This is a genomic window from Candidatus Symbiopectobacterium sp. 'North America' (assembly GCF_015762685.1).
GTDB lineage: Bacteria > Pseudomonadota > Gammaproteobacteria > Enterobacterales > Enterobacteriaceae > Symbiopectobacterium.
On record NZ_PEHF01000084.1, the window covers coordinates 182,223 to 196,112 of the forward strand.

Annotated in this window: 8 protein-coding genes and 3 pseudogenes; 2 read left to right on the top strand and 9 right to left on the bottom strand. The window is 55.1% G+C overall.

Features of this window, described 5'->3' with window-relative positions:
* Position 1: 1 nt before the first annotated feature.
* From rffA to trxA, 8 genes and pseudogenes are all read right to left on the bottom strand, one after another.
* A pseudogene (gene rffA / locus CS369_RS18065) lies at positions 2-1,122 on the bottom strand (dTDP-4-amino-4,6-dideoxygalactose transaminase).
* Entirely contained in the window at positions 1,109-1,828 is a 720-nt protein-coding gene (rffC, locus tag CS369_RS18070; RefSeq protein WP_196908151.1) for a dTDP-4-amino-4,6-dideoxy-D-galactose acyltransferase, read from the bottom strand. The pseudogene rffA and the gene rffC overlap by 14 nt, the downstream one beginning before the upstream one ends.
* A 63-nt stretch (positions 1,829-1,891) precedes the next feature.
* Positions 1,892-2,971, bottom strand: a complete 1,080-nt coding sequence (gene rffG / locus CS369_RS18075; protein ID WP_196908152.1) for a dTDP-glucose 4,6-dehydratase — start codon at positions 2,969-2,971, stop codon at positions 1,892-1,894.
* A pseudogene (gene wecC, locus CS369_RS24010) lies at positions 2,962-4,304 on the bottom strand (UDP-N-acetyl-D-mannosamine dehydrogenase). The gene rffG and the pseudogene wecC overlap by 10 nt, the downstream one beginning before the upstream one ends.
* Before the next feature lie 52 nt (positions 4,305-4,356).
* Positions 4,357-5,272 (bottom strand): annotated as a pseudogene (wzzE, locus tag CS369_RS18090) (ECA polysaccharide chain length modulation protein).
* Positions 5,273-5,394: 122 nt separating this feature from the next.
* Complete coding sequence (gene wecA / locus CS369_RS18095; RefSeq protein WP_196908153.1) at positions 5,395-6,477, bottom strand: UDP-N-acetylglucosamine--undecaprenyl-phosphate N-acetylglucosaminephosphotransferase; 1,083 nt, start codon at positions 6,475-6,477, stop codon at positions 5,395-5,397.
* Positions 6,478-6,785: 308 nt separating this feature from the next.
* Entirely contained in the window at positions 6,786-8,045 is a 1,260-nt protein-coding gene (gene rho / locus CS369_RS18100; RefSeq protein WP_196908154.1) for a transcription termination factor Rho, read from the bottom strand.
* A gap of 471 nt (positions 8,046-8,516) precedes the next feature.
* Complete coding sequence (gene trxA / locus CS369_RS18105; RefSeq protein ID WP_196908155.1) at positions 8,517-8,843, bottom strand: thioredoxin TrxA; 327 nt, start codon at positions 8,841-8,843, stop codon at positions 8,517-8,519.
* A 117-nt stretch (positions 8,844-8,960) separates the two neighbouring features.
* Here trxA and rhlB point away from each other — a divergent pair, with 117 nt between their 5' ends.
* Together rhlB and gppA are read left to right on the top strand one after the other, a co-directional pair.
* Positions 8,961-10,232 (top strand): ATP-dependent RNA helicase RhlB, encoded by a 1,272-nt coding sequence (gene rhlB, locus CS369_RS18110; RefSeq protein ID WP_196908156.1) that lies wholly within the window; start codon positions 8,961-8,963, stop codon positions 10,230-10,232.
* A 6-nt stretch (positions 10,233-10,238) separates the two neighbouring features.
* Complete coding sequence (gppA, locus tag CS369_RS18115; RefSeq protein WP_196908157.1) at positions 10,239-11,735, top strand: guanosine-5'-triphosphate,3'-diphosphate diphosphatase; 1,497 nt, start codon at positions 10,239-10,241, stop codon at positions 11,733-11,735.
* An 8-nt stretch (positions 11,736-11,743) separates the two neighbouring features.
* Here the strand turns inward: gppA and rep are convergent, their stop codons facing one another.
* Positions 11,744-13,768: a DNA helicase Rep gene (gene rep / locus CS369_RS18120; protein ID WP_196908158.1), complete on the bottom strand. Its 2,025-nt coding sequence runs from the start codon at positions 13,766-13,768 to the stop codon at positions 11,744-11,746.
* Between the last annotated feature and the right edge of the window lie 122 nt (positions 13,769-13,890).

The window sequence follows — 13,890 nt, forward strand, 5'->3', positions numbered from 1 at the left end:
GTCAGGAAAAGAAGTTCAGGATGGTGTTGATCACCGTACGCTGATTCACATCTGACAGATTATAAAACAGCGGCAACTGGACCAGTCGCTCGCTTTCCCGCGTGGTGTAACGATCTTCACCAGAAAAACGCCCGAAGCGCAGCCCCGCAGGTGACGTATGCAGCGGAATATAGTGAAACACCGTCAGTATGTCCGTATCCTTCATGTCATGAATAAACGCGGCGCGATCGTCAATATCGTGTAGCTTGAGGTAAAACAGATGCGCATTGTGCCGGCAGCGTGGGCAGCGTGACGCGCCTGGCCTCCGTCAGCGGGCGGAAGGCATCATAATAGTTATGCCACAGGCGTAAACGTCGTTCGTTGATGCGCCCGGCGGCTTCCAACTGCCCCCACAGGTAGGCAGCCTGAATATCTGCCATCAGGTAGCTGGAGCCGATATCGCGCCAGGTATATTTATCGGCCTGACCGCGAAAGAGCTGGCTGCGGTTGGTGCCTTTCTCGCAGATGATTTTCGCCCGCTCAACCAACGCGGGGTCGTTGATCAGTGTGGCACCGCCTTCTCCGCCGGACGTGTAGTTTTTGGTTTCGTGAAAACTGAAGCAGCCAATGTGACCAATCGCCCCCAACGGACGCCCTTTGTAGCGGGCCATCACCCCCTTGCGCGGCATCCTCCACCACCCATAGATCGTACTTTTCCGCCAGCGCCATAATGGCGTCCATTTCGCACGCCACACCGGCATAGTGCACTGGCACGATGGCACGGGTCTTGCCGGTAATCGCCGCTTCAATTTTGCTTTCATCGATATTCAGCGTATCCGGGCGTACATCGACATAAACGATGGTTGCTCCACGCAGCACAAAGGCATTGGCGGTGGAAACGAAGGTCTAGCTGGGCATGATCACTTCATCCCCCAGCTGAATATCCAGCAGGATGGCCGCCATCTCCAATGATGCGGTACAGGAGGGGGTTAACAACACCTTCTTGCTGCCAGAATAGTGCTCCAGCCATTGTTGGCACCGGCGCGTAAAACCGCCGTCACCACACAGCTTGCCGCTGCTCATGGCGGCCTGCATATAGTCCAGTTCGCTACCCACAACCGCGGGAGCGTTAAAGGGAATCATGCGGTCTCCTGTAAAACCAATGCGCCGTGTCATGAATCTGCGCGCCACTGCGTTGATAAAAGCGCAGTGCGCGCGTATTACCCAACTGCGTAGCCACCCACAGGTGCGCCACGTGCCGCTGTTGGCACCAGTGCCTTGCCAGTGCCATAAGTCGCATGCCCACCCCACCGGAAGTGCCCGGCCACGCAGCCAAAAGGCCGATGCGCGCCTGGCCTGCCTGCGCCTGGCGCAGTGTCACCCAACCAAGCGGCGCCCCCTGCGCGTTGTGCGCAATCAGGCAGACATCATCAAAGGTGCCACGCACCGCGTTTTCCACCCACTGTGCGTAAAAACGACCGCTATCCGCCGCGCGATACCAGGGTGTGCGAAACCGGCTCTGCGAAAAAACGCGCGCAGAGGCGTCACGCAGCGGCGCAATATCCACAGTATCCGCCACGCGCCAGGCCGGAAGTGCCGCCTCGCCAGCGCTGATGGGCAGGCAAAAATCCACTTCGCTCTCTGCCAGTTGGAAACCTCCGGCAGAGAGCGCATCGATCGTCGCCAGCTCGCTGGCAGCGACCTTGGCCTGCACCACGGCATAGGCGTTCAACGCCGAGGGCGTTAGCACTGGCGCATCATCACTGAACGACAGGCGCACGCTGGGGAGGGCGAAAAAATCGCTTTCCCACGCTAACGGCATCAGATGTGCACGGATCGTGGTTGTCATCGCCTCTCCTGTAATGGCCTGCACGCTGCTGTTACTGACACACGGGCACGACAAACGCGCCGATTATGCGTCCAGCCCCAACCGTTCTCCGGTATAGTTATAGGAGCCATCCTGCACACTGCGCCACCAGGCTTGGTTGTTCAGATACCACAACACCGTTTTACGCATGCCAGTTTCAAACGTTTCCTGTGGTTTCCAATCCAGCTCCCGCGCCATTTTGCTGGCATCGATGGCATAACGCATGTCATGTCCGGGTCGATCAGTCACGTAGGTAATCAGATCGCGATAATGGGTTACACCCGCTGGTTTTTGCGGTACTAGTTCTTCCAGCAGATCGCACAGGGTATGCACCACGTCGAGGTTTTTACGCTCGTTATGGCCGCCGATATTGTAGGTTTCCCCGATTTCACCCGTCGTCACCACGAGGTAAAGCACACGCGCATGATCTTCAACAAACAGCCAGTCACGGATCTGCGCACCGTTGCCATACACGGGCAGCGGCTTAGCGGATAATGCGTTGAGGATCATCAGCGGAATCAATTTTTCCGGGAAGTGGTAAGGACCGTAGTTATTGGAGCAGTTGGTGATGATCGTCGGCAGCCCATAGGTGCGCATCCAGGCACGCACCAGATGGTCGCTGGAGGCTTTGGATGCGGAATAAGGGCTGCTGGGCGCATACGGTGTGGTTTCGGTGAACAGATCGTCCGTGCCGTGCAGATCGCCAAACACCTCATCGGTGGAAATATGGTGGAAACGGAACGCGGCTTTTTTCTCGTCATCCAGTGAGTTCCAGTAGTGGCGCGCCGCTTCCAGCATCTGATAGGTACCGACGATATTGGTTTCAATAAACGCCGCCGGACCATCGATCGAGCGGTCAACGTGACTTTCCGCCGCCAAATGCATCACCAAATCCGGCCGATACGTGGCAAATACCCGATCCAACGCGGGACGATCGCAGATATCAACCTGCTCGAACGCGAAACGATCGCTGGTCGCCACCGGCGCCAATGACGCCAGATTACCGGCATACGTCAGCTTATCAATTACCACGACGCTGTCTTGCGTTTCTGTTACCAGATAACGCACCAGCGCGGATCCAATAAATCCTGCGCCGCCTGTCACCAAAATACGTTTCAACGCCATACTCCTTTCGTGTCTACAATCCACTGTTGTTTTATCTTTTCAGGTTCTATCGCGCGGAATGCGCGGTGATCGACCAGCATCACCACCACATCCGCTTCACGCAACGCCGTCGGCAATTCGGTCAACGTGACCAACCCGGTTAAACGTGGCGGCAACGCAGCCACATTGGGCTCCACGGCCAGCGTCGTGCCGCTGTGCCACTGTGCAATCATTTCGGTAATCCCGACCGCCGGGCTTTCGCGTAAATCGTCAATACCCGGCTTAAACGCCAGCCCAAAACAGGCGATGGTCACGTCACTGGCGCGTTTGCCGCTCTGCACCAGACAATCCGCTACCGCCATTTTGACGCGATCGACCACCCACAACGGCTTAACGTCGTTCACCAACCGCGCCGTGTGTATCAAACGCGCCTGCTGCGGATTTTGCGCCACGATAAACCACGGGTCTACCGCTATGCAATGACCGCCAACGCCGGGGCCAGGCTGAAGAATATTCACACGCGGATGACGATTCGCCAGACGAATCAATTGCCATACATTGATACCCTGTTCAGCGCAATTCAGCGACAGCTCGTTGGCAAAGGAGATATTCACGTCACGGAAGCTGTTTTCCGTCAGTTTACACATCTCGGCCGTGCGCGCGTCGGTTTCAACGCACTCACCTTCAAGAAAAATCTTGTACAACGCGCTGGCGTGCTCGGCACAGGCTGGCGTCATGCCGCCAATCACGCGGTCATTTTTCACAAGTTCCACCACGACCTGCCCAGGCAATACCCGCTCCGGGCAGTAAGCGATGTGAATATCGGCATCGTCCCCGGCGTGCTGCGGGAAGGTCAGATCGGGCCGGTCGCCGAGGTTTTCCCGCAGCAGGTTATCACGAGCCCGCTCGGTTGGCGCAAAGTGGTACGTCGCAAATGGCCGGTCAGCTTACGGTTGGCCTCTTCAGGCCACGGCGAATAGAGATTGCCCGTGCGCAACCCGGCCTCCACATGAGCGACGGGAATACGCTGATACAGCGCCGCAAAGCTGGCGGCCAGCGTGGTGGTGGTATCACCATGCACCAGCACCAGATCGGGTTTGAACGCCGTCAATACCGGTTCCAGTCCTTCCAAAATGCGGCAAGTGACTTCACTCAGCCCCTGGCCCGGCTGCATAATGTTCAAATCATAATCCGGCGTAATAGCAAATAAACGCAGCACCTGATCCAGCATCTCCCGGTGCTGGGCTGTTACGCATATTTTCGATTCAAAGGCTTCATATTGAGCCAGTGCATAAACCAGAGGGGCCATTTTGATGGCTTCTGGACGGGTGCCGAAAATAGTCAACACTTTCACTATGAATCTCTTTCATCAGGTTAGGGGCTGCCCTTTCAGGCTGCATAAACGGTCAATCCATCCGCCGCTGAGGTTTACAGCGAACCAATGCAATGCCCATCCCGGTTAATGCACCGATAGCGCCCCACATCGCCATCAAGAACAGGCGACGGGACTGTCTCGCTTCACCGGCTCCTACGGCGTGCGCAGATAACGGTAGGTCTGCAATGCGACATTAAGCGTTGGTTCAACGCTTAATGTCGCCAACATGGCGCGATTTTGGTCATAATCGATGTTGTAGCGCGGCCCACTGGCCTGCAAGGACTCTAATTGCGCCTGTAACATCGGACGCCCCAACAGGAAAAGTTCTGAAGGCGGCAATTCTTCCGCGGGGGTATCGGTCTGGCTGCGGCTTATCCCCTGCTGTTGCGCAATTTTTAGCGCCGTCTTCACGCTATTCAGATCGCGATCGAAAATAGCCTGCGCGACCGCTTCCTGACGCTGAATCTGTGACTGCAAAAAGACCTTACGTGCTGCCCAGGCACCTTTCAGCTCACCGTTAAGGTGCAGTGCGGCGCGCTGACTGGCAAACTCGATATAGTCGCGCAACAGGCGATTGGCGGCAGGCGCGTTGTCCGGGGTCAGGCGCACGCTGTCGAAGGTCTTTTTGCCGTCGTCACGCGGGGTAAACTGGATATCGGCGATCAGTTCGTCCAGCAAGGCCGCATCCGCTTTGGCATCACCTTCCTGATGCGATTTATAGTAGTCGCTCTGTAGCCAGAAATCGCGCCGGGTATCATACGCGGCAACCTGCATGACAAACTCGTCGTAAACCTTGGCTGACACCGACAGCGCCTCGGACGGCAGCGATGCAAAAGCTTTGGCATCCAGATTACGTAAGAACTGCTGTTGCGGATAATAGCCGCCCAGCCGCCCAGCCGCGTGACGCCAGCAATCCAGAATTTGCCTCGCCACAACGCACCGCACAGGCCGCGAATGTCCAGTTCATTCTCAATACCGGCACCCGCAGTCGTCACGCGGTAATGGGCTTCGCCAGAGTTTCCGTTAGCAGGGTTTTCTTGTTTCGTTACTTCCCCAAAGTGATGTGGTTTCAAGTTGAGTGTCGATGATTGTCGTTACGGTGCGTTCGACGCTTGATGCGTTTCAGAAAGCGCGCCACGCGCCATGCCCGTTTCAGGCAATAGTCGTAAAGCCCAAAGGCCAGTAAAAACAGCACCAACATGGCCCATTCAGGAATGAAAGAGAAATACTCTCCGGCCATGCCGATACCCGCCAACAGCACCGCGGCCACGGTGATCAACACAAAAGCCTGATGCGGTGTAAACCCGGCGCGCATCAGTAAGTGATGGATATGCTGACGATCCGGCGCGAAGGGGCTCATCCCTCGGCGCAAGCGACGGTACATGATGGCAACCATGTCCATCAGCGGGATGGCGATCAGCCACAGTGCCGTTACCGGGTTAATCGGATGGTATTTGCCCTGCGTGGATTGAATCAGGATCCAGATGGCAGTGAACCCTATCATGGTGCTGCCTGCATCGCCCATAAACACTTTATAGCGGCGGCCAAAAAAACCGAGGTTGAGCAAGATATACGGCAGCGTGGCCGCAATCATGGCAAAGCACCACAGTGCCAAATTGTGATGACCGTAACCGTAGAGCAGGATACCCATCGCGCCGAACGACACCACGGAAAGGCCACCGAGCAGACCGTCGATGCCGTCGACCATGTTAAACGCGTTAATGGCCGCCCACACGGCAAACAGCGTCACCAGATAACCCAAGGGCCCCAGCACCATATCCCACGGGCCAAACAACTCTCCCAGATTGCGCAATGAAAGATGTGCGAACACCATCATGGCGATGGCCACCAGCGCCTGAACCAGCGCGCGGATTTTGACACTGATATCAAAGCGATCGTCCAATGCCCCGACAAACACCAAAATACCGGCGCACAGCAGGTAAAAGCGGAAATGGGGAATGTAATAGTCGGTGACCAGGAAGGTAAAGCACAGGCCAGCATAAACGGAAATACCCCCCACCAACGGAATCAGACCTTGGTGACGTTTACGCTGATTGGGACGATCAACAAGGCGCAACGGCCCGGCCACGCGACGGGCCAAGAATAGAAAAGTCAGAGAAAACAAGAAAATCAATAATAACTCTAGACGCATAGCGAGTAAGTTTACCGTTTATGGCTACAAGCCGCCGCAGGCTGCCACGGCGAAGCATGGTTCGCCATAACAGGGCCGTTCACCACAACATCATTATGCGGCCGGCGGTATCGCGCGGGCATGCACAGAGCAAGCACTCGCAACGGGGTTATGATGACGCCATCAAATCAGTGCGTACCATAACGGAAAGCATGACGCCGGGATATCCTAGAATACTCTGGAAAAACACCCTGTAGTGTAAAGGTCGGTAAGTTCCTAAAAAAAAACGCCACGACCCGCGTGCCGTTTTCCCCGAGAACACAGCCTGCTTATGAACGCTTCATCATGTCGAAGAATTCATCGTTGGTTTTGGTCATCGCCAACTTGTTGATCAGGAACTCCATTGCATCGATCTCGCCCATCGGGTGAATGATTTTGCGTAGGATCCACATTTTTTGAAGCTCTTCGGAGGTGGTAAGCAGCTCTTCTTTACGCGTACCGGAACGGTTGTAGTCGATAGCCGGGAACACACGCTTCTCAGCGATTTTACGCGCCAGATGCAGTTCCATGTTACCTGTACCTTTAAACTCTTCGTAAATCACTTCGTCCATCTTCGAGCCGGTATCTACAAGCGTGGTCGCGATAATGGTCAGGCTACCGCCCTCTTCCACGTTACGCGCAGCACCAAAGAAGCGTTTCGGACGGTGCAGGGCGTTGGCATCCACACCACCGGTCAGCACTTTGCCAGACGCCGGTACCACGGTGTTGTAGGCACGCGCCAGACGGGTGATGGAGTCCAGCAGGATGATAACGTCTTTTTTGTGCTCGACCAGGCGCTTTGCCTTTTCAATCACCATTTCAGCAACCTGAACGTGGCGGGAGGCCGGCTCGTCAAAGGTAGACGCCACCACTTCCCCTTTCACCAGACGTTGCATCTCGGTCACTTCTTCTGGACGTTCGTCGATAAGCAGCACCATCAGCACGCAATCAGGGTGATTATACGCGATGCTCTGCGCAATATTTTGCAGCAGCATGGTTTTACCGGCTTTCGGCGGTGCCACGATCAAACCACGCTGACCACGGCCAATCGGCGATGCCAAATCTAATACGCGTGCTGTCAGGTCTTCTGTTGAACCATTACCGCGTTCCATACGCAAACGTGAGTTGGCATGCAGCGGAGTAAGGTTTTCGAACAGGATCTTGTTGCGGGCGTTTTCAGGTTTGTCGTAATTGACTTCGTTGACTTTCAACAAGGCAAAATAGCGTTCCCCTTCTTTGGGAGGACGAATCTTGCCTGAAATGGTGTCACCAGTACGAAGATTAAAACGGCGGATTTGGCTGGGAGAAACGTAGATATCATCAGGGCCGGCGAGGTAGGAGCTGTCTGCGGAGCGGAGGAAACCGAAACCATCCTGCAAGATTTCTAGCACGCCATCGCCGAAAATATCTTCGCCACTTTTTGCGTGCTGCTTCAAAATGGCGAAAATAATATCCTGCTTGCGCATACGAGCCTGGTTTTCCAGCCCCATGTTTTCGCCAAGAGTAATTAACTCAGAAACTGGCTTATTCTTTAATTCGGTAAGATTCATAGTGGTGGGTTCTTAAACTCGGGGTAAATCTCGAACAATTAACGTGAATGGGATGGCAAGGGTCACCGTGCCACTATCATATACCGCCCTCAATCACACCATTCTGTTTGGCTTGATACGTGAACGTGTTACACGTTGACCACGCAAGCGCGATACAAAACGACGGCAAGAGATCGAAGACACCTGAAACCAATTAATGTAATACTTTTAGATTGCCTGACCACGCTACGGATTCTTATGCCGTGTTTGTGCGATTTGTTGTCACGAACGGGCAGTGTTAAGGTATGGACAGCGAGTAATGCTATAGATTCAAACTTTCAGGCTCAAGCCTGTGAGGCTTAAACATAGGCAAGTACGATATGCAGTGCTGATGAATCTAGCACGCTTCATGACGTGCGGCAAGCGGTCAATACGAGAAATCCACACTGACCGCTTTGTGCGATGAAATAGCGTTGATAAATCTATCAGGCATTACAGATTGGTGTTCAAAAACTCTTTCAACTGTCCTTTGGACAGCGCGCCTACTTTCGTTGCCGCCACTTCACCGTTCTTGAACAGCAGCAGGGTCGGGATGCCACGGATGCCGTATTTCGGCGCAGTAGCCGGATTTTCATCAATGTTAAGCTTGGCAACGGTGATGCGACCTTCGAATTCATCAGCGATTTCATCGAGAATGGGAGCGATCATTTTGCAGGGACCACACCATTCGGCCCAAAAATCAACCAGTGTTGCCCCTTCGGCCTGCAATACGTCCGTTTCGAAGCTGTCGTCTGTCAGGTGAATAATTTTATCGCTCATTTTTTACTCCGCAGGATTATCTTTAGCGAGTTGGTGTAGCATTAACCAACAAAGCTTGACTTTATTTCACTGTATACGCTTTCGTAAAGCAATAGTTAGCTGATATTCTACCACACTATGAGCAAAACACACTTGACTGAACAGAAGTTTTCCGACTTCGCGCTGCACCTGCAGGTGATCAAAACTCTTGAAAATAAAGGGTTTTATAACTGCACGCCCATCCAGGCACTCGCACTACCTCTCGCCCTCGATGGTCGGGACGTCGCGGGTCAGGCGCAAACCGGAACTGGCAAGACGCTGGCATTTCTGGCGTCTACTTTCCACTATCTCTTGTCGCACCCTGCTTCGGCAGAGCGTCAAACCAACCAGCCGCGCGCGCTGATCATGGCCCCCACTCGCGAGTTGGCCGTGCAAATCCACGCGGATGCACAGGCGCTGGCAGAATCGACAGGCTTGAAACTGGGTCTGGCTTACGGCGGAGACGGTTACGATAAGCAGCTTAAAGTGCTGGAGCAGGGTGTTGATATCCTGATCGGTACCACAGGCCGCTTGATCGACTACGCCAAGCAGAATCATATTAACCTTGGTGCCATTCAGGTTGTGGTGCTGGATGAAGCCGACAGAATGTACGATCTGGGCTTTATCAAAGATATTCACTGGCTGTTCCGCCGCATGCCGCCGGTAACGCAGCGCCTGAACATGCTGTTCTCCGCCACGCTGTCATACCGTGTGCGTGAGTTGGCGTTTGAACAGATGAACAACGCTGAGTACGTTGAAGTGGAGCCGGAGCAGAAAACCGGGCACCACATCAAGGAAGAGCTGTTCTATCCGTCAAACGAAGAGAAAATGCGCCTGCTGCAAACGTTGCTGGAAGAAGAGTGGCCGGACCGTTGCATCATCTTCGCTAACACTAAGCACCGCTGCGAAGACATCTGGGGTCATCTGGCTGCGGACGGCCATCGCGTGGGTCTGCTGACTGGCGACGTAGCGCAGAAAAAACGCCTGCGCATTCTGGATGACTTCACGCAGGGCAACCTGGATATTCTGGTCGCCACCGATGTTGCGGCGCGCGGTCTGCATATTCCGTCTGTCACTCACGTATTCAACTATGACTTGCCGGACGATTGCGAAGACTATGTGCACCGCATCGGCCGTACCGGACGTGCTGGTGCCAGCGGTTTCTCCATCAGCCTGGCCTGTGAGGAGTATACGCTAAACCTGCCCGCTATTGAGCAATATACCGGCCATTCAATCCCGGTAAGCAAATACGATAGCGATGCGCTGATGACCAATCTGCCCGCGCCGAAGCGCTTGCCCCGCACGCGCATCAGCAGTGGCCCGCCACGTCGTAGCAGCTCACCGCGCGGCAACCGTAAAAGACCGAGTTAAGCATCCATGCTAAACGCTTCCTCGCTGTATGCGGCGATCGATCTAGGCTCGAACAGCTTCCATATGCTGGTGGTGCGGGAAAGCGCTGGCAGCATTCAAACGCTAGCGCGCATTAAACGTAAAGTGCGTTTGGCTGCGGGACTGGATCGTGATAACTGCTTGTCACAGGAAGCCATGCAGCGCGGCTGGCAGTGCTTACGCCTGTTTTCTGAATGCTTGCAGGATATCCCTCAGACGCAAACCCGCGTTGTCGCGACGGCGACCCTGCGGCTTGCCACCAATGCCGATGAATTTCTGGCGCAGGCGCAGCAGATCCTGGGTTTGCCAATTCAAGTCATCAGCGGTGAAGAGGAAGCGCGCCTGATTTACCAGGGCGTGGCCCATACCACTGGCGGCCCGGAACAACGCCTGGTGGTGGATATCGGCGGTGGCAGTACCGAACTGGCGACCGGAACCGCCGCACAGGCCACACAGTTACTCAGTTTGCCCATGGGATGCGTGACCTGGCTGGAGCGTTATTTCAGCGACCGCACCCTGACAGCGGAAAATTTTGCCCGTGCTGAACAGGCTGCCGGTGACATGATACGCCCCGTGGCCGCCCAACTGCGTGCGCAGGGGTGGCAAGTGTGCGTGGGCGCATCCGGCACCGTACAAGCGTTGCAAGAGATTATGGTGGCTGCGTGCATGGACGAGCACATTACGCTCGACAAGCTGCGCGCCCTGAAAGAGCATGCCATCGAGTGCCATAAGCTGGAAGAGCTGGAAATTGACGGCCTGACGTTAGAGCGGGCGCTGGTATTCCCCAGCGGATTGTCCATTCTGTTGGCGATTTTCCAGGAGCTTGGCATTCAGAGCATGACATTGGCCGGTGGCGCACTGCGCGAAGGCCTGGTATACGGGATGCTGCACCTGCCCGTAGAGCAGGATATTCGCCAGCGCACGCTGCTCAATCTGCAACGCCGCTACCTGTTAGACGGTGAACAGGGCCAGCGCGTCAGCACATTAGCCGACAATTTCCTGCATCAACTGGCGCAGGATTGGCCGTTGGATCACCGATGTCGCGAGTTGCTGCACAGCGCCGGTTTTCTGCATGAAATCGGTCTGGCCATTGATTTTCGCAATGCTCCGCAACACGCCGCCTATCTCATACGCAACAGCGATCTTCCCGGTTTCACACCGGCACAGAAAAAACTGCTGGCTATTCTGGTGTTAAATCAGAGTGGTGCGCTCGATCTTCAGTCATTGAATCAGCAAAACGCCGTACCCGTACTGCCTGCGCAGCGCTTATGCCGTTTGTTGCGACTGGCGATTATTTTCGCCAGCCGTCGCCGTGATGACACCTTGCCTGACAGCATCTTGCGAGCGGACGGCGATACCCTGCACATCCAGCTACCTGCTGGCTGGCTGGCTGCCCATCCCCTGCGCGCAGAAGCGCTGGAGCAGGAAAGCCGTTGGCAGGGCTATGCCCACTGGCCATTGGTGATTGAGGAAGCCGCGCCGTAACAGCGGCATTACTCCTTATCGCGCGCCTTCGCCAGCTGCGCGCGCAGATTCGCCAGATGGCTTTGCCCCTTTTGCATCCGCTCTTGCGCGCTAACCACTTTGCGCGCTGTTTCCCATTGCAGATCGTCCTGCGGCAGTTCCAGCAAGAAACGGCTGGGTTCTGGCCGCACCAGCTCGCCATACTGGCGACGTTCTTTACACAGGGTAAAAATCAGTTCACGCTGCGCCCGTGTGATACCGACATACGCCAGGCGACGCTCTTCATCGACATTGTCTTCGTCAATGCTGATCTGGTGCGGCAGTAGTCCCTCCTCCATCCCCACCAGATACACATAGGGAAACTCCAACCCTTTGGAGGCGTGGAGGGTCATCAGTTGCACCTGATCCACCTCTTCTTCGCTTTCGCCGCGCTCCATCATATCGCGCAGGGTGAACCTCCTTACCACCTGTGTCAGCGTCATCGGTTCATCGAGCTCCGAGCCTGCCAGCATTTCCGTCATCCAGCTAAACAGCTGATTGACGTTTTTCATACGCATTTCCGCCGCTTTCAGGCTGGTTGAGGTTTCATACAGCCAGCTTTCATAATCCAGCCCGTGAATGAGGTCGCGCACCGCCGCCATCGGTTCTCGCTCAGCCTGCTGGGCAATTTCCCGCATCCAGTGGGTAAAACGTTGTAGTGAGGACAACCCACGGCCAGACAGGTGTGCTTCCAGCCCTAAATCAAAACTGGCGGTAAACAGGCTTTTGTTGCGCACATTGGCCCATTCCCCCAGTTTCTGTAGCGTCGCGGGGCCGATTTCTCGCTTAGGGGTGTTGACGATGCGCAGAAAGGCGCTGTCGTCATCCGCGTTGGTCAAAACGCGCAGATAGGCCAACAGGTCTTTGATTTCCTGACGAGAAAAGAAGGAGGTACCGCCGGAGATGCGATAGGGAATGCGGTTTTGCATCAGCATCTTTTCAAACAGTCGCGACTGATGGTTGCCACGATAGAGGATGGCATAGTCACTGTACTGCGTCTTGTTGATAAAGTGATGGGCAATCAGTTCGCCCACCACCCGTTCCGCCTCGTGGTCTTCGTTGTTGGCGGTGATCACCTTCAATTCACTGCCGTAACCCAATTCCGAAAAGAGTTTTTTTTCAAATACGTGTGGGTTATTGGCGATCAGGATATTGGCCGCTTTGAGAATACGGCCCGAAGAACGATAATTTTGCTCCAGCTTGATCACTTCAAGCTGAGGGAAATCCTGTGAAAGCAGCACCAGGTTTTGCGGACGGGCACCGCGCCAAGAGTAGATGGATTGGTCGTCATCGCCGACCACGGTAAAGCGCGCACGTGCACCAACCAGCAGTTTAATCAGCTCATACTGGCTGGTGTTGGTGTCCTGATACTCATCCACCAGCAGGTAGCGCAAGCGGTTTTGCCAGCGCTCACGCACCTCTTCATTGCGCTTGAACAGCAGCGTTGGCAACAGGATCAGATCGTCAAAATCCAGTACGTTACAGGCGCGTAAGTGGTCGTGATACAGGCCATAACAGTGCGCAAACAGCTTATCACGCTCCGACTGCGCCGATGCCGCCGCCTGCGCCGGGTTCATCAGATCGTTTTTCCAGTTGGAAATGGTGGAGGTCAACTGCTGTAGCTGGGTTTTATCCCCTTCCAACCAGGTCTCCGTCAGTTCATTGAGCAGTGCGGCCTGATCCTGATCGTCAAACAGCGAGAAGTTCGCCTGCATGCCCAACGCGGCATATTCCCGTTTAATGACCTCCAGCCCCAGGGTGTGGAAGGTGGCGATCAGCAACCCACGCGTCTCCTTGCGGCCTAAGGTCTGCGCCACGCGTGCTTTCATTTCACGCGCGGCCTTGTTGGTAAAGGTCACCGCGGCGATATGACGCGCCTGATAGCCGCACTGACGGATCAGATGAGCAATCTTGTTGGTGATAACGCGCGTTTTGCCTGATCCCGCGCCAGCCAGCACCAGACAAGGGCCGGTGACAAATTCGACAGCATGTTGTTGACTGGGATTCAGGCGCATGACGTTCAACTCGCAATAAAAACGGAAGCCGATTGTAGCAGAAAGCCACGCAGATCTTGATGGCCGGATTCGCCTTTACCGATCCACATCAGGCATGCATCGTGCTACATTGCCAGCCATCG

Coding starts and splice junctions, on each gene's coding strand:
- trxA (WP_196908155.1), bottom strand. CDS start 8,843: ATGAGCGATAAAATTATTCACCTGACAGACGACAGCTTCGAAACGGAC.
- rffG (WP_196908152.1), bottom strand. CDS start 2,971: ATGGCGTTGAAACGTATTTTGGTGACAGGCGGCGCAGGATTTATTGGA.
- rffC (WP_196908151.1), bottom strand. CDS start 1,828: ATGACAACCACGATCCGTGCACATCTGATGCCGTTAGCGTGGGAAAGC.
- gppA (WP_196908157.1), top strand. CDS start 10,239: ATGCTAAACGCTTCCTCGCTGTATGCGGCGATCGATCTAGGCTCGAAC.
- rep (WP_196908158.1), bottom strand. CDS start 13,768: ATGCGCCTGAATCCCAGTCAACAACATGCTGTCGAATTTGTCACCGGC.
- rho (WP_196908154.1), bottom strand. CDS start 8,045: ATGAATCTTACCGAATTAAAGAATAAGCCAGTTTCTGAGTTAATTACT.
- rhlB (WP_196908156.1), top strand. CDS start 8,961: ATGAGCAAAACACACTTGACTGAACAGAAGTTTTCCGACTTCGCGCTG.
- wecA (WP_196908153.1), bottom strand. CDS start 6,477: ATGCGTCTAGAGTTATTATTGATTTTCTTGTTTTCTCTGACTTTTCTA.